We start from the raw sequence: 16316 nt of genomic DNA, 5'->3' as shown, positions 1-16316 counted from the left end.
AAAAAGAACCGATGTCCCCGTTCTCTCTTGTCGTCGTTGCGGCCATGGCGACCACAGCGCGGCGGTATGCTCCGCCACCGGCAGGCATCTTTACGATGTCTCAAGATTGCCGGTTTTATAAAACGCGTATTGTCTGTGATGAATACGTGCAATAGCAAGGAGAAACGGAACGTTTGGCGCTTTTTGCAACGTCTTTACAACACATCCGTTTCGATGACGATGGCGCGCAAGTCGTTTACGTTGGTGCGGGTCGGGCCGGTGACGACCAGCTGGCCGAGCGCGCTGAAGAAGCCGTAGCCGTCGTTGTCGGCCAGGCGCGCCCGCGCATCCAGGCCCTGCGCGCGGGCGCGCGCCAGGGTGCCGGGAGCCAGCCAGGCGCCGGCATTGTCCTCGGTGCCGTCGACGCCGTCGGTGTCGACCGCGATCGCATGCACGCCCGGCAGGCCGTCGAGTGCGACGGCCAGGGCCAGCAGGAATTCGGCATTGCGCCCTCCGCGCCCCTGCCCGCGCACGGTGACGCTGGTCTCGCCGCCGGACAGCAGCACGCAGGGCGCCGCCAGCGGCTGCCGGTGCTGCAGGACCTGGCGCGCGATGCTGGCATGTACCAGCGCGACCTCGCGCGCCTCCCCTTCCATGCTGGACGACAGGATCAAGGCTTCATAACCGGCCGCGCGCGCCGCCGCCGCGGCCGCATCGAGCGCCTGCTGGGCCGTGACGATGACGTGGACCCGGTTCCCCGCCAGGCGCGCATCGCCCGGCAGCGGCGCCGCCAGTTGCGGGTCCAGCAGCACCGCGCGCACCTGCTCAGACACGGGGATGGCGTATTTCTCGAGGATGGCGAGCGCATCTGCACCGGTACTGCCGTCGGGCACGGTGGGGCCCGAGGCCACCACCGCCGGGTCGTCGCCCGGCACGTCCGACACCACCAGCGTCACCACCTGCGCCGGATAACAAGCCAGCGCCAGCCGGCCGCCCTTGATGGCGGACAGGTGGCGCCGCACCCGGTTCATCTCGCCGATCGGCGCGCCACAGCGCAGCAGCGCGCGGTTCAGCGCGCGCTTTTCCTCGAAGCCGATCCCAGGCGCCGGCAGCGACATCAGCGCCGAGCCGCCGCCCGAGACCAGGCACAACACCAGGTCGTCCGGCCCCAGGCCGGCCGCCGCATCAAGCATGCGCCGCGCCGCGTCTTCGCTGGCGGCGTCGGGCACCGGATGGCCGGCCTCGATAACCTCGATGAAGCGGGTCGGCGCGCCATGGCCGTAGCGCGTGACCACCAGGCCTTCGAGCGGCCCCTGCCAGTGACGCTCGACCGCCTCCGCCATGCGCGCCGCCGCCTTCCCGGCGCCGAGCACCAGGGTGCGCCCTTTCGGCGGCGGCGGCAGGTAGGGTGCGATCAGCTTGTAGGGATCGGCGGCGGCCATGGCGGCGTCGAACAGGTGCTGCAGCAAAGGATGGGCAGTAAGCATGGTCTGGTTCTCGTCCGGGTCAGCCATGATCTTTGCACAAAAGCGCCCTCGGGGTTGAAAACGGGGTTTTCAATTTTTTTTCAAAAACCCTTGCACACCTCGAATTCCAGCCTCTATAATTCGGGCCTCTTCGGACGCAATGACAAGCGTCAGACAGAAACCTCTGATGAAGTAGCGGGCGCTTAGCTCAGTTGGTAGAGCGGATCCCTTACAAGGATTAGGTCGGGAGTTCGAGCCTCTCAGCGCCCACCAAAGCACATCGGATGGTTGATCGAAGTAATGATCAGAGTAAACGGAGCGGTAGTTCAGTTGGTTAGAATACCGGCCTGTCACGCCGGGGGTCGCGGGTTCGAGCCCCGTCCGCTCCGCCAGTTATAAAGGAAAGGGTCCGAGAAGTCGGACCCTTTTTCTTTTCTATCAGAGCATTCGTCCCTGCGGACGAATGCGGGCCATGGGCTCGAAGGGATTCGCTTGCAAGCGAATCCGCGGCCGGCGGAACGTCGGCGAGCCCCGTCGCTTTGAACACCTCAAATAAAAATGGTCCGCACAAGCGGACCATTTTTATTTGCACTCTAGATTTCTTCTACGCCCGTCTTTGCTGCGGCATCCCCGCTTCAACGCGATCCCTCCCCCCACTCTTCGCCGCATACAGCGCATGATCCGCCCGCGCCAACGCCATCCCCAGCGTCTCATTCGGATCCAGCACCACCACCCCAATACTCACCGTCATCGTATACCCCGTCCCGCTGGTAATCACAGTCGCCTCCCGCACCGCCTGCCGCAGCCGTTCCGCCGCCTGCAGCGCGCCGCCCAGATCGGTCCCCGGCAACACCATCGCAAACTCTTCCCCACCCAGCCTTCCCACGGTTTCATGCGCGCGCAAGGTCTCGCGCACAGTCCGCGCGAACACCGTCAAGGCCTCGTCGCCAGTGGCATGCCCGAAGCGGTCATTAATCTGCTTGAAGTGGTCGATGTCCATCATCGCCAGCGCCAGCGGCTGGCGCTGGCGCAGCGCCGCCTGGCGCGCATGCTCGGCCCGTTCCAGGAAGGCGTGGCGGTTGGGCAGGCCAGTCAAGCAGTCGGTGGTGGCCAGGCGCGCCATCTCGGCATCGTCCTTTTCCTTGCACAGCAACAGGAAGCCGAAGCCGTTGACGATCATCAGCAGGTAGCCGGCCAGGTAGGCCGACTCCTGGGCGGCGCGCAGGCCCATCGGCGCCTCGCCGGTCAGGCAGCTGGCCGCCCACAGCGCCACCGATACCGCGAACACGGCGTCGTTGACGCCGATGATCCGCTGCAGCAGCGAAGCGCGGCGGCGCGGACGCAGCAGGATCCAGGCCATGGCTGCCGCGAACAGCGCGACCACGCCGGACACCAGCGCCGTCAGGTAGACGACCGGCGCACCGGCGCTGCCGGCGGCCAGCACAATCGCCAGCGACAGCGCCGCTATCGGCAACAGCACGCGCTGCCAGCGTTCGAGGCCGAAGAAGATGCAGTAGGCCGCCACCTCAAGGGTCACCGCGAGCACCCAGCCGGCGCCTTCGAGACCATGCAGCGCCGGCACGTTGAGGAAGGGGCGGCACCAGCCCAGCAGCTGGCAGAGACCCATGCCGAAGCGCGCCCACATCCACAGGCGCAGCCCTGGACTGGGCGCGGCGCCATGCGTGTAGCCCGCCATCAGCACGGCAAACGCGATATTGCCGACGCCGAGCGCCAGCAGGAAGGAATGGATGTCGATCACTGCCTGTTCCCAGGATGCCGCCTTATGGGCAGCACCGCAATCATGGTATCTTGTTAATATATATTGCCGTAGAGAATTATATTACACGGTTTTCCAGGACTGCGGCCGCACAATTGAACAGACAAGTGGCAACATGCGCAAAGCGCAACACTTCTCGGTGAGACACTTCTGGGACACAGTTTTTGATGCGCAGCAGCACTCGATAGCGGATAATCATCCGACAACATACCAACGCACCACTTTGGAGCAATCGTGATTTTCGGTTTCCTCAAGCCGCACAAGATGTCGCCGCGCCTGCATCGGTTGAAGAACACCTCGCTGTTTTCCGCGCTGACACCCCTGGAACTGAAAATCGTCGACGGCCTGCTGCACGAGCGCCGCTACCTGACCGACGAGATCGTCTTCGACGAAGGTGAGGAGGGCCAGGCCCTGTACCTGATCATGAGCGGCCGGGTGGTGATCAACAAGCTGCACCAGGGCAGCAACCAGGTCGTGGCCGAGCTCGAACCGGGCAGCTTCTTCGGCGACCTGGCCCTGCTCGACAACTCGCCGCGCAATGCCCAGGCACGCGCCGTCGAGCCCTGCGAGATGGCGGTGTTCTTCCGCGCCGACTTCCTCGGCCTGCTGGAGACCGACGCCGTGATCGGCTACAAGATCTCGCTGGCGCTGGCGCGCCACATCGGCCTGCGCCTGCGCGAATGGATGGGCACCGGCCGTCCCCAGCTGGAAGCCCTATGAACCGCAGCGAGCGCGCCGGGCCGGTCGTCTGGACCGGGATCATCGCGGTCACCTGCCTGCTGCTATTGGTGGTGCAGCAGATGCTGTGGCTGGCCCTACCCTTCATCTTCGGCGGCGTGCTGCACTACATCCTGGTCGGGCCGATGCAGCGCCTGGTGCGCGCCGGCTACGGCAGGAATAGCGCGGCGATGCTGGTCTGCCTGCTGTTCTTCGCCGGCCTAGCGCTGGCCCTGACCGCGGCCTTCTCCTGGAGCCGCGGGCCGGAAGAGGAATCGTGGGAAAAGACCATCGGCCTTTACCTCGACGGCGGGATCGCCTTCGTGCACAACACGACGGCCCTGCTGGAAAAGAAGTTCCCGCTGCTGGCCGAGATGCACCTGACCTCGACCGTCAACGCGGTGTTCCGCAACCTCACCGATAACTTCGCGGAGAAGCACCTGGGCGAGATCCTGGTGGCGCTGGCGACCTGGATCCCCTCGCTGCTGCTGGCGCCCTTCCTCACCTTCTTCTTCCTGCGCGACGGCCTGCGCTTCAAGCGCTTCCTGGCGCGCGCGGTGCCGAACGCCTACTTCGAGCGCGCACTCTACCTGCTGCACGAAGTCGACCAGACCGCGCGCCGCTATTTCGAAGGCCTGCTGAAACTCACCGTGCTCGACACCGCGGTGCTGGCGCTGGGCCTGTGGATCATCGGCGTGTCCTCGCCGCTGCTGCTCGGGCTGATGTCGGCGGTGCTGGCCTGGGTGCCTTTTGTGGGCTCCGTGGTCGGCTGCGTGCTGGTGGTGATCGTGGCCTCGACCGATGCGCCCAGCAATCCCTTCATCGCCTACGGCGCGATCGGCGTGTTCGTGCTGGTGCGCCTGCTGGACGACTTCGTGTTCATGCCGCTGACCCTGGGCCGCAGCATCCGCGTGCATCCCTTGGTGACGGTCCTGATGATCTTCATCGGCGGCGCGCTGGCCGGCGTGGTGGGGCTGATGCTGGTGCTGCCGCTCTTGGGCGTGGTGATGGTGGTGGGCGAGACCCTGGGCCGCCTGGTGACCAATCCGCGCCTGCGCGCACGACACCGTTATGCGCGCGCGCTGCGCACGCGCCAGGCCAGCGTCGACCTCGACATCGCGCGCGAACGGCGCGGCGCGCCGACGCCCAACGCGGGCTTGTGACCAAAAAAAACCGGCGCCTGGGCGCCGGTTCGTTCATCGCTTGTTGCTGCCCGCCTTGGGCTTGGATTTGATGGTCGACAGGATCGACGGCTTCACCTTGGAAGGCGGCGCCATGAACGGCGCCTTGGCAGCAGGTGCGCGCTCATTGCCGCGTGCCGCGCGCTTCGGCGCCACCTCGATCGTACGGCCCTTCGGCACACCGCCCGGCACGCGCCGGTCTTCCCGCACCATCGTGGCGCCCTCGTCGGAGCTTGGGACCAGGTGGCGCTCGCCATTGCCGATCAGGTCACCGCGGCCCATGCGGCGCAGGCCCTCGCGGATGACCGGCCAGTTCTCCGGATCGTAGTAGCGCAGGAAGGCCTTGTGCAGCTTGCGCGTCTTGCCGCTCTTCGCGGTCTCGACGACTTCCGACTCCTCGGTCACCTTCGCCAGCGGGTTCTTGCCCGAGTGGTACATGGTGGTGGCCATCGCCATCGGAGTCGGGGTGAAGGTCTGCACCTGGTCGAGCTTGAAGTTGTTCTTCTTCAGCCACAGGGCCAGGTTCAGCATGTCCTCGTCGGTCGAACCCGGGTGGGCCGCGATGAAGTAAGGGATCAGGTACTGCTTCTTGCCGGCCTCGATCGAGTACTTGTCGAACAGGCGCTTGAACTCGTCGTAGGCGCCGATGCCCGGCTTCATCATTTTTGAGAGCGTGCCCTGCTCGGTGTGCTCCGGCGCGATCTTCAGCAGGCCGCCCACGTGGTGGGTCACCAGTTCCTTGACGTACTCGGGCGAGCGCACCGCCAGGTCGTAGCGCAGGCCGGAACCGATCAGGATCTTCTTGATGCCCGGGATCGCGCGCGCCTTGCGGTACAGCGAGATGAGTTTGCTGTGGTCGGTGCCGAGGTTGCTGCAGATGGTCGGGTAGACGCAGGACAGGCGGCGGCAGGACTCTTCGACTTTTTTATCCTTGCAGGCCAAGCGGTACATATTGGCCGTGGGGCCGCCCAGGTCGGTGATGGTGCCGGCAAAATTCTTGGTGGTGTCGCGGATCAGTTCAATCTCACGCAGGATCGAGGGCTCCGAGCGGCTCTGGATGATGCGGCCTTCGTGCTCGGTAATCGAGCAGAAGGTGCAGCCGCCGAAGCAGCCGCGCATGATGTTGACCGAGTAGCGGATCATTTCCCAGGCCGGGATGTGGGCCTTGCCGTAGCTCGGGTGCGGCGCGCGCGCATATGGCAGGTCGTAGACGTTGTCCATCTCGTCCATGGCCAGCGGCAGCGGCGGCGCGTTCAGCCAGACGTCGCGGTCGCCGTGCTGCTGCACCAGCGCGCGCGCATTGCCCGGGTTCGACTCGAGGTGGAACACGCGCGAGGCGTGCGCATACATCACCGGGTCGGTGCTGACGGTCTCGAAACTCGGCAGGCGCACCACGGTCTTGCGCGCCTTTTCGCGCGCCGCGGCCTGGCGCTCTTCGCGCGTCATGATCACGACCGGCTTCACCACCGGCTCGGGTTGCGCATTCTCGGTGGCGCACGCCTTGGTGTCTTCCTGCGCCATCGCGTACGGATTCGGGTGCGCATCGATGCGGCCCGGCACGTCGACGCGGGTCGAGTTGTGCACGCTCCATTCGTCGTCCGGCAGCCAGCCGTGCGGCACCAGGAAGGCGGTGCCGCGCAGGTCGCGGATGGTCTTGATGTTCTCGCCCGCGGCGATGCGGCGGGTGACGTCCACCAGCGCGCGTTCGGCATTGCCGAAGATGACCAGGTCGGCCTTCGACTCGAACAGCACCGAGCGGCGCACCTTGTCCGACCAGTAGTCGTAGTGGGCGATGCGGCGCAGCGAGGCCTCGATGCTGCCGGCGATCACCGGCACGCCCGGGAAGGCTTCGCGGGCGCGCTGGCAGTAGACGGTGACGGCGCGGTCCGGACGCTTGTTCGGCTCGGCGTTGGGGGTGTAGGCGTCGTCGGAACGGATCTTGCGGTCGGCCGTGTAGCGGTTGACCATCGAGTCCATGTTGCCGGCGGTGATGCCCCAGTAGAGGTTCGGCTTGCCGAGCGCGCGGAAGGGCTCGACCGAGGTCCAGTCCGGCTGGCTGATGATGCCGACGCGGTAGCCCTGCGCTTCCAGCAGACGGCCGACCAGCGCCATCCCGAAGCTCGGGTGGTCGATGTAGGCATCGCCGGTGACCAGGATGATGTCGCACGAATCCCACCCCAGCTTGTCCATTTCGGCGCGGGTCATCGGGAGGAAAGGCGCGGCAGCGGCGCGGCTGGAGCGCTTCGGGACGCTCTCGAAAAGGTTTACTGGGGAGTTCATTGGCCGGTATTGTACCGGAAAACCATTTTTGGGTCTCCCACTCCTCCCAAAAATGGCTTACTTATCAATGAGTTGCGCGTTAGATACCCATGCTGGAGAGCATGTTGCCGAGCTGGCGCAGGCCGGCCGAGACGGTCGGGTGGTTCACGTTGAAACGGGCCGCCAGCTCCTGGGTGCGCGAGGACAGGCCGTAGGTGTTCTCGTCGAGCTGGTTTTCTTCGCGGCGCGCCAGGGCGCGGTCGATGTCGCCGTCGAGCTGGCGCAGCAGGGTTTCCAGTTCCGGGTCGACGTCGTTGGTTTCCTGCAACTGGCGGTGCAAGGCTTTGAGGTGCGCTTTCAGGTTCGCATCGCTATCGTTACCGTTGATCTGCATTGTCGTTCTCGCTAGTTGGTGAAGCGGGTATCGAGGTACAGCTTCTCGACCTGCTCGCGCGCCCACGGGGTGCGGCGCAGGAATTTCAGGCTCGACTTGATGCTGGGGTCTTTCTGGAAGCAGTTGATGTCGATCCTGCGGCCGAGTCCGTCCCAGCCGTAATGCTCGACGAGACGGGTTAACAGGGATTCTAAGGTAATACCGTGGAGAGACTGAACACTCATCGCTTGCTGTGCCATGCATAAGAAAAAGGGGAACGATGCCATGGGCACCATTCCCCGATTTTACGTGAACCTGGCCGGCCGCATTGCACGGCCGGCTTCGCGCGATTACTCGCCGGTCAGGCCGCGGCGTTCCAGCAGCGGCTGCACTTGCGCATCGCGGCCGCTGAAGTTGCGGTACATCTGCATCGCATCGAGCGTACCGCCGCGCGACAGCAGGGTCTTGCGGAAGTGGTCGCCGTTCTTGCGGGTCAGGCCGCCGTGCTCCTTGAACCAGTTCACGGTGTCCGCGTCCAGCTTCTCGGCCCACAGATAGCCGTAGTAGCCGGCCGAATAGCCGCCCGAGAAGGTGTGCGAGAAGTAGGTGGTGCGGTAGCGCGGCGGCACCAGGGCAAAGTCGACGCCCGCTTTTTTCAGCGCGTCAGCTTCGAAGGCCAGCACGTCGGTCGGGATCTGGTTCGGCGACAGCTGGTGCCAGGCCTGGTCCAGCAGCGAGGCCGCCAGGTACTCGGTGGTGCGGAAGCCTTCGTTGAACTTCTGCGAGGCCTGCACCTTGTCCAGCAGTTCCTTCGGCATCGGCGCGCCGGTCTGGTAGTGCTTGGCATAGTTGGCCAGCACTTCCGGCCAGGCCATCCACATCTCGTTCACCTGCGACGGGAACTCGACGTAGTCGCGCGGCACGCGCGAGCCCGAGAAGCGCGGGTACTTCACGTCCGAGAACATGCCGTGCAGCGCGTGGCCGAACTCGTGGAAGGTGGTGCGCACTTCATCGTAGGTCAGCAGGGTCGGCTCGCCGGCGGCCGGCTTGGCGATGTTCAGGTTGTTGGCGATGACCGGCTTGGTGCCCATCAGTTTGCTCTGGTTGACCCAGCCATTGGCCCAGGCGCCGCCGCGCTTGGTGGCGCGCGCATACGGGTCGAAGGTGAAGATCGCCAGCTGCTTGCCGTCGTGGTCGAACACGTCGAACACGCGCACGTCCGGATCGTAGGTCGGCAGGTCCTTGCGCTCCTTGAAGCTGATGCCGAATTCCTTGTTGGCGGCGAAGAACACGCCGTCCTGCAGCACGCGGTTCAGTTCGAAGTAAGGCTTGAGCTGGTTGGCATCGAAGGCGTACTTGGCGGCGCGCACCTTGTCGCTGTAGAAGCCCCAGTCCTGCGGACCGGCCTGGAAGCCGCCTTTTTCCGCGTCGATCACCTTCTGGATCTCGGCGGCTTCCTTCCTGGCGTTGTTCACGGCCGGCTTGGCGAATTCGGCCAGCAGCTGGTTCACGGCGCCAGTGGTCTTGGCGGTCTGGTCTTCCAGGTTGTAGGCGGCGTGGTTCGGGTAGCCCAGCAGCACGGCGCGTTCGGCGCGCAGCTTGGCGATCTTCAGCACCACGTCGCGGTTGTCGAATTCACCGCCACGCGAGCCGCGCGACAGCGAGGCCGCCAGCAGCTTTTCGCGGGTGGCGCGGTTGGTCAGCACCGACAGGCCGGCCTGCTGGGTGGTGTTCACCACCGGGATCACGAACTTGCCGTCCATGCCGCGCTTCTTGCCCTCGGCAGCGGCGGCGTCGATCTGCTTGTCGCTCATGCCGGCCAGCTCGGCGCGGCTGTCCACCACCAGGGCCGAGGCGTTGGCTTCCTTCAGCACGTTCTGGGCGAACTGGGTCGACAGCGCGGCCAGCTGGCCGTTCATCTCCTTCAGCTTCTGCTTGTCGGTGTCGGACAGCTTGGCGCCGGCGCGCACGAAGTCGGTGTGGTAGCGCTCGATCAGGTACTGCGACTCGGCGTCCAGGCCCAGCTTGGTGCGGCGGTCGTACAGCGACTTGATGCGCGCGTACAGTTTCGGGTTCAGGCGGATCGCGTCATTGTGGGCCGACAGCTTCGGCGCCAGGTCCTTGGCCAGGGCGATCAGGGTGTCGTTGGTGTAGGAGCCGGTCAGGGTGCCGAAGGCGGTGCTGACGCGGTTCATCAGCAGGCCCGAACGCTCCATCGCCACGATGGTGTTCTCGAAGGTCGGCGCGGCCTTGTTGTTGGCGATCGCCTCGATTTCCGCACTTTCCAGGCGCATGGCTTCGGCGAAGGCCGGCGCGAAGTGCTCGTTCTTGATCTTGTCCCAGGCCGGGTACTGGAACGGCAGGGTACTCGGCTTGGCGAAGGGGTTCGAGGCTTCAAGCATCGAAGCGGGTGCGGCATAGGCGAGGGTGGAGGCGACGCTTGCTGCGGCGACCAGCATGATGTGTGGACGGATCATGATGTCTCTTTTAGTAAGTACTGCGAACGGCGCACCGCCCTCCCCGCGCTCGTGGCGCGAGGCTGGCGGCGCAGGGGGGTTTAGTTGCCGGTGAGGCCGCGGCGTTCCAGCAGCGGCTCGATGACCGGGTCACGGCCGCGGAAGTTGCGGAACAGGTCCATCGCATCGGCGCTGCCGCCGCGCGACAGCAGGGTCTTGCGGAAGTGGTCGCCGTTCTTGCGCGACAGGCCGCCGCTCTGGGTGAACCACTGCACCGTGTCGGCGTCGAGCTTTTCGCTCCACAGGTAGGCGTAGTAGCCGGCCGAGTAGCCGCCGTTCATCGAGTGCGAGAAGTAGGTCGTGCGGTAGCGCGGCGGCACCGGGGCAAAGTCGACGCCGGCGTCTTTCAGCGCCTCGGCTTCGAAGGCCAGCACGTCGGTCGGGATCTCGCTCGGCTTGAGCTGGTGCCAGCGCTGGTCGAGCAGCGAAGCCGCCAGGTATTCGGTGGTCATGTAGCCCTGGTTGAACTTCTTGGAGGCGACCACCTTGTCCAGCAGCTCCTTCGGCATCGGTGCGCCGGTCTGGTGGTGCTTGGCGTAGTTCGCCAGCACTTCAGGCCAGATCGCCCACATCTCGTTGACCTGCGACGGGTACTCGACGAAGTCGCGCGGCACGCTGGTGCCCGAGAAGTGCGGGTACTTCACGTTCGAGAACATGCCGTGCAGCGCGTGGCCGAATTCGTGGAAGGCGGTGCGCACTTCGTCATAGGTCAGCAGCGTCGGCTGGCCCTTCGTCGGCTTGGGGATGTTCAGGTGGTTGGCGACCACCGGCTTCTTGCCCAGCAGGGACGATTGCGACACGTATTCGTTCATCCAGGCGCCGCCCTGCTTGTTGCCGCGCGCATAGGGGTCGAAAATGAAGATCGCCAGCTGCTTGCCGTCGTGGTCGATCACGTCGAAGGTGCGCACGTCCGGGTCGTACACCGGCAGGTCCTTGCGCTCCTTGAAGGTGATGCCGTATTCCTTGGTAGCGGCGAAGAACACGCCGTCCACCAGCACGCGGTTCAGTTCGAAATAGGGGCGCAGCTGGTTCTCGTCGAAGTTGTACTTGGCGGCGCGCACCTTGTCCTGGTAGATCGGCCAGTCATACGAGGCGACCTGGAAGCCACCCTTCTCCTTGTCGATGACCTTCTGGATTTCCGCCGCTTCCTTGCGTGCGTTGTTCACGGCAGGTTTCGCCAGTTCGGCCAGCAGCTTGTTGACGGCGGCCGGGTTCTTGGCGGTTTCCAGCTCCTGCGAATAGGCGGCGTAGGTCGGGTAGCCCAGCAGCGCGGCGCGTTCGGCGCGCAGCCTGACGAGTTTGAGCACCAGCTCGCGCGAATCGTACTGGCCGCCATGGCTGCCGCGGTTCAGCGACGCGGCCATCAGGCGCTCGCGGGTCTTGCGGTTGGTGAGGCTGGACAGGGCCGGCTGGCTGCTGGTGTTGACGATCGCGATCGCGAACTTGCCCGTCAAGCCGCGCTTTTCCGCTTCAGCAGCGGCGGCGTTGATCTCGGCCTCCGAGAAGCCGGCCAGTTCGGCGCGGGTGTCGACGATCAGTGCCGAGGCATTGGCTTCCTTCAGCACGCGCTGCGAGAAGTCCGACTGCAGCGAAGCGATTTCGCCGTTGTACTTCTTGAGCTTGTCCTTGTCCGCGGCGGACAGGTTCGCGCCGGCGCGCACGAATTCCTTGTACACGCGTTCGAGCAGGTGCTTCGACTCGGCGTCCAGCTTGAGCGTGGCGCGCTTGTCGTGCAGGGTTTTCACGCGCTGGAACAGCGCCGGGTTCAGATAGATCGCGTCGCCGTGCGCTGCCAGTTTCGGCGACATCTCGCGGTCGACCGCGTCCAGCGCATCGTTGGTGTTGGCGGTCTGCAGGTTCGAGAACACGGCCGACACGCGTGACAGCAGCTGGCCGCTGCGCTCCATCGCGACGATGGTGTTCTCGAAGGTCGGCGCTGCCTTGTTGTTGGCGATCGCATCGATCTCGCGCAGCTGCTCGGCCATCCCGGCCGCGTAGGCGGGCAGGAAGTGTTCGTTCTTGATCTTGTCGAAGGCCGGGTAGTTCAGCGGCAGGCTGCTGGGCTGGGCAAAGGGATTCGAAGCGTCGAGGGTGGGTGCTGCGGGTGCTGCGATGGCGGCTGCCTGGACCAGCGCCAGGCTGGCGGCAACGATGAGCATGTGTGGTCGGTTCATGAGATCTTTCACGGACTCTTGGGAAGGAGCTGCCGGGCGTGCTCGACAGCCGTTGCGCGAAGATCATAGCAGGCTTATACACACATCGTCACAACAAAAAAGGTATGTATGCCGCATGTATCCGCCATGTATCTTCATGTATCAAAACGACGTGCTAGCATCCGTCCTTACGCATGAATCCCCACACCGAATCCTCCTTTGACGCCATCGTCGTCGGCACCGGCCCTGGCGGCGCCAGCACCGCGCGAGCTGGCCCGCTCCGGCGCCCGCGTGCTCGTCCTCGAACAGGGCAGCGCCGCGCCACTCGCCGGCACCATCAAGCAGATGGCCACGATGGCCCTGCCCGGCCGCGGCGCCTGGCTGCACCGCGACGCGTCGCTGCTGGTGTCCGGCACTACCCTCGGCGGCAGCTCGGCGCTGAACTTCGCCACCGCTGCGGCGCCGCCCGCCGCGATGTTCGCGGCCCACGGCATCGACCTGGCCCCAAGCCTCGCCGCGCTGCGCGCCGAGCTGCCGCTGGCCCCCCTGCCCGACAGCCTGGTCGGGCCGATGGCGGCGCGCATCATGGACGCGGCGCAGGCCGCCGGCATCGGGTGGCGCAAGCTCGACAAGATGATCCGCCCGCAAGCCTGCCGCAGCGGCTGCTGGCGCTGCGTCTACGGCTGTCCCTTCGGCGCCAAGTGGAGCGCGCGCGACTTCGTGGACGAGGCATGCTTCCACGGCGCCGTGCTGCGGGACCGCAGCCGGGTGCAGCGCGTGCTGATGGAAGATGGCCGTGCGGCCGGTGTGGCGTTCACGCGCGACGGGACGCTGCACACGGCGCGCGCACCGCTGGTGGTGCTGGCGGGCGGTGGCATCGGCAGCCCGCGCCTGCTGCATGCGTCAGGCCTGGGACCGCGCCTGGCGTCCTTCTTCAGCGATCCGGTGGTGGCGGTGATGGGCAGCGTCGACGACGTGGATGGGGGCGCGGAAGTGCCGATGGCGGCCGGCGCCAGCTTTCTTAAAGAGGGCATCGCGCTGGCCGACCTCACGCTGCCAGGCCCGATGTATGCGGCCTTCGCACTGCAGGCAGGCCGCGTCGACCGCCTCAAGGCGCACCGGCGCACGCTGAGCATCATGGTGAAGATTCGCGACGACATCGGCGGCGCCGTGGGGCCGCGCTGGGTCGACAAGCGCCTCACTCCAGGCGACCGGGCGCGCCTCGACAAGGGCATCGGAATGGCGCGCAGCATCCTGCAACAGGCGGGTGCGCATCACGTCTTCGCGACTCACCATTTCGCGGCCCATCCGGGCGGCAGTGTCCGGATCGGCCAAGGGGTGGACGGCGAGCTGCGCGCCGCGCCGGGCCTGTACGTGTGCGATGCCTCGGTGATTCCCCAGCCCTGGGGATTGCCGCCGACCCTGACCCTGCTTTGCCTGGGCAAGCGACTGGGCTTAATGCTCAGTAGTGGGGTGGTTTCTCGTTGACCGGCCCCTGGCGGGTGGACTGCAGGGTACGGACATGGTCTACCAGTGAGGCGACCATCGCTTCGAGCTGGTCGATGCGGCGGCCCTGGCGGTAGATGGTGTCGTTCAAGCTCTCGACCAGGTCTTCCTGGTGCGCGAGCTTGATTTCGATGTCAACAAAACGGTCTTCCTGGCTCATTGGCTGCTTCCCGGCGCAAAGCCGGCATTATGAAGCAAATCTGCAGCCAATGAGTCGTCCCGGATTAGTTAGTCCAGGGTGTGAAGTCGATGCCGTTCTGGATCGCGCCGATGACCTGGGCCTGGTTCTCGAAGCCTTCGCTGAACTCGATCATGATCTGTTCGCGGCTGCTGCCGACGATGCGGCCAACCCAGTAGTCGTAGCCGGCGGCATCCGGTTCGCGGTCCAGGATGTTGATGTACAGCTGGCGCAGGAACTGGGCGTCGGTCGGGTTGGCGCCGTAGAGGTCCTTGAATTCGACCTGCTTGGTGAACTCGTTCGCGACCTGCTGCAGCGAGGTGCCGGTTTCCATGCGCGAGATCCAGTAGCCCAGGCCCGCCTTTTCCGCCGGACGGCCGAGGGCCGCTTCGTACAGGCGATAGGCCTGGCCGGCGATGCCGTCGATGTCGAGCGCCTTCCAGGTGTCGTTGAACTGGACGCGTTCGACGTTGATCAGGTTGTCGGTGCCCAGCACGCCGTTCTTGTCGGTCACGGTCACACCGTACACGCCGCGCTGCAGCGTGAAGTCGGTGCTCACGCCGGTGTACACGACGGTATCGGTGCCGGCGCCGCCGTCGACCGCGTTGTTGCCCGCGCCGAGGTTGGTGAAGCGGTTGTTCTGGGCATTGCCGGTCTGGCTCAGCGTGCTGTTGATGGTGAAGTTCAGGTAGGCGTCGGCGCTGGTGGCGCTGCCGGCGATGTCTTCCGACACCGCGATCGCCTTGTACACGCCGTTTGGCAGCGCGGCGGAATCGATCTTCCAGGTACCGTCGGCCTTGGCGACCGTGCGGCCGATTTCGATCGCCTGCGGGCTGTCGACGCGGTACAGCCTGATCGTGGTGTTGGCTTCTGCGGTGCCGCTGAACGCCGGCTGGTTGCCGCCGTCGGTAAGGGTCATCACCGACGTCGGTTTCACCGGCGGCGTGGAGTCGACGTTGAAGGCGACCGTCGCGCTGAAGCCCGACACGTTGCCGGCCGCGTCGGTCGCGGTCGCGCGCACTGCGTAATTCAGCGCATCACTGAAGACGCTGCTGGCAGTGATCGAGTAGAGACCGTTCGCATCGGCCTTGGTTTCCGCTACCAGGCGCTCGCCCAGGTAGATGCGCACCGTCGAATTCGCTTCGGCGGAACCGGTGAACAGCGGCTTGCTGTAGGAGGTGTAGCCGGCGGCGTTTTTTGTGACCGACAGGCTCGGGGTCGGCGGCGGGGTCGTATCGCCCAGCACCTGGGCGCGCAGATATTTACCGTCCAGGAAGGAGAACTGCTCGACATTGCTCATGGTGACGGTTCCCAAAGTGGCGTGGCTGGCCAGCACATTGCCGCTGGCGTCCTGGCTGAAGCTGTATTCGCTGCGCGCGCGGCCGAACACGACGGTGTCGTTGCCCGCGCCGCCATCGATGAAGTCGTTGCCGCCCAGGCTTTCGAGCACGTCGTCGAAGGCGGTGCCGGTCAGGCGATCGCCCGCACCGGTGCCGGTGATGTAACGGGCGCCGGTGGTCGAGTTGATGCCGAGCGCGCCTCGCAGGCCGTCGCCGCCGTACAGCCAGTTCAGGGCCGCGATGTCGTAGGGGCTGAAGGTGCTGTAGGGGCCGCTGGTGTAGTCGTAGGACATGATGGTATTGACCAGCTTGTCCTGGCTGCTCGGCAGCACGATGTCGCCGGCGTCCTCCATGAACGGATGCTTCAGGCCCAGGGCGTGGCCGAGTTCGTGCAGCAGGGTCTGGTAGCCCTGGCCGCCAGGCTGGAGGTCACGGTTCTGGGCGCGCCATTCGAAGTTGTCGAGGTAGACATAGGCGTTCGCCGAGTAGCTGTTCAGGACATTGTTCGCGCCATAGGTCAGGCCGCTCTGCCAGCTGCACAGGCCCGTCGTATTGCTGTTCTCGAGGTCGCGATTGGCCAGGTGGATCTGGGCGCTGGTGCCGATCGAGGTTTCGACAAACTTGATGCCGGTAACCTGCTCCAGGTACTCGAAGGCGGTACGGGTGGCGATCTGCTGCGCCTGGGTGAAGGCTTCCTGGCCGCTCACGTCTTTTTCGTTACCCGAAGAGATCGAGAACGTGTAATACAGGGTATTCGCCGTCACCCCGGTCAGGTAGTTCCAGTCGGGGCCCTTGTCGAGCAGCGCGTCAATATGGTTCAGCCCGGAATGGGGCGTGATTTCGATGTCGGAAACGGTTGCCATGTGCGAAA

General features: G+C 65.3%; 12 protein-coding genes and 2 tRNA genes. 5 read left to right on the top strand and 9 right to left on the bottom strand.

The window, feature by feature from the left end:
- Window positions 1–194 precede the first annotated feature (194 nt).
- The gene (locus tag GV068_RS16155) at window positions 195–1493 is read right to left on the bottom strand and encodes a glycerate kinase (protein WP_159699890.1); all 1299 of its coding nucleotides are present in this window, start codon (window positions 1491–1493) and stop codon (window positions 195–197) included.
- A 149-nt stretch (window positions 1494–1642) separates the two neighbouring features.
- Between GV068_RS16155 and GV068_RS16150 the strand changes: the two genes are divergently transcribed.
- A tRNA-Val gene (locus GV068_RS16150) sits at window positions 1643–1718 on the top strand.
- A 42-nt stretch (window positions 1719–1760) separates the two neighbouring features.
- Window positions 1761–1837: transfer RNA gene (locus tag GV068_RS16145), tRNA-Asp, on the top strand.
- Between the two features lie 212 nt (window positions 1838–2049).
- Here the strand turns inward: GV068_RS16145 and GV068_RS16140 are convergent.
- Window positions 2050–3204, bottom strand: coding sequence for a diguanylate cyclase (locus tag GV068_RS16140; RefSeq protein WP_159699887.1), 1155 nt, complete (start codon window positions 3202–3204; stop codon window positions 2050–2052).
- Window positions 3205–3456: 252 nt separating this feature from the next.
- Between GV068_RS16140 and GV068_RS16135 the strand changes: the two genes are divergently transcribed.
- Together GV068_RS16135 and GV068_RS16130 are read left to right on the top strand one after the other, a co-directional pair.
- Window positions 3457–3942: a cyclic nucleotide-binding domain-containing protein gene (locus GV068_RS16135; RefSeq protein ID WP_159699884.1), complete on the top strand. Its 486-nt coding sequence runs from the start codon at window positions 3457–3459 to the stop codon at window positions 3940–3942.
- On the top strand, window positions 3939–5102 hold the full coding sequence (locus GV068_RS16130) for an AI-2E family transporter (RefSeq protein ID WP_159699881.1): 1164 nt from the start codon (window positions 3939–3941) through the stop codon (window positions 5100–5102). Before GV068_RS16135 ends, GV068_RS16130 begins: the two co-directional genes overlap by 4 nt.
- Before the next feature lie 33 nt (window positions 5103–5135).
- On the opposite strand, the gene GV068_RS16125 is transcribed toward GV068_RS16130, so the two are convergent.
- The 5 genes from GV068_RS16125 to GV068_RS16105 all read right to left on the bottom strand — a co-directional run bounded on the left by GV068_RS16125 (window position 5136) and on the right by GV068_RS16105 (window position 12442).
- Entirely contained in the window at window positions 5136–7400 is a 2265-nt protein-coding gene (locus tag GV068_RS16125) for a YgiQ family radical SAM protein (protein ID WP_159699878.1), read from the bottom strand.
- Window positions 7401–7479: 79 nt separating this feature from the next.
- Window positions 7480–7773 (bottom strand): DUF4404 family protein, encoded by a 294-nt coding sequence (locus GV068_RS16120; RefSeq protein ID WP_159699875.1) that lies wholly within the window; start codon window positions 7771–7773, stop codon window positions 7480–7482.
- A gap of 11 nt (window positions 7774–7784) precedes the next feature.
- Window positions 7785–7997: a VF530 family DNA-binding protein gene (locus GV068_RS16115; RefSeq protein WP_159699872.1), complete on the bottom strand. Its 213-nt coding sequence runs from the start codon at window positions 7995–7997 to the stop codon at window positions 7785–7787.
- A gap of 105 nt (window positions 7998–8102) precedes the next feature.
- Complete coding sequence (locus GV068_RS16110) at window positions 8103–10229, bottom strand: M3 family metallopeptidase (protein ID WP_159699869.1); 2127 nt, start codon at window positions 10227–10229, stop codon at window positions 8103–8105.
- Between the two features lie 80 nt (window positions 10230–10309).
- Complete coding sequence (locus tag GV068_RS16105; RefSeq protein WP_229464246.1) at window positions 10310–12442, bottom strand: M3 family metallopeptidase; 2133 nt, start codon at window positions 12440–12442, stop codon at window positions 10310–10312.
- Window positions 12443–12640: 198 nt separating this feature from the next.
- On the opposite strand from GV068_RS16105, the gene GV068_RS16100 reads away from it, so the two are divergent.
- A complete protein-coding gene (locus GV068_RS16100; RefSeq protein WP_229464244.1) occupies window positions 12641–13909 on the top strand; it encodes a GMC family oxidoreductase N-terminal domain-containing protein in 1269 nt (422 codons plus the stop codon).
- Here GV068_RS16100 and GV068_RS16095 read toward each other — a convergent pair.
- Window positions 13884–14087, bottom strand: a complete 204-nt coding sequence (locus GV068_RS16095) for a SlyX family protein (RefSeq protein ID WP_159699866.1) — start codon at window positions 14085–14087, stop codon at window positions 13884–13886. The genes GV068_RS16100 and GV068_RS16095 overlap by 26 nt on opposite strands.
- Window positions 14088–14151: 64 nt before the next feature.
- Window positions 14152–16308 carry a DUF4214 domain-containing protein gene (locus tag GV068_RS16090; RefSeq protein ID WP_159699863.1) on the bottom strand — a complete coding sequence of 719 codons (2157 nt, stop codon included), beginning with the start codon at window positions 16306–16308 and terminating at the stop codon, window positions 14152–14154.
- Window positions 16309–16316 lie beyond the last annotated feature (8 nt).

The sequence above is a fragment of the Massilia sp. 9I genome (genome assembly GCF_902506415.1).
Taxonomy (GTDB): domain Bacteria; phylum Pseudomonadota; class Gammaproteobacteria; order Burkholderiales; family Burkholderiaceae_D; genus Telluria.
The sequence above is the reverse complement of the archived record's forward strand: the minus strand, read 5'-3'. Positions and strand labels throughout refer to the sequence as shown.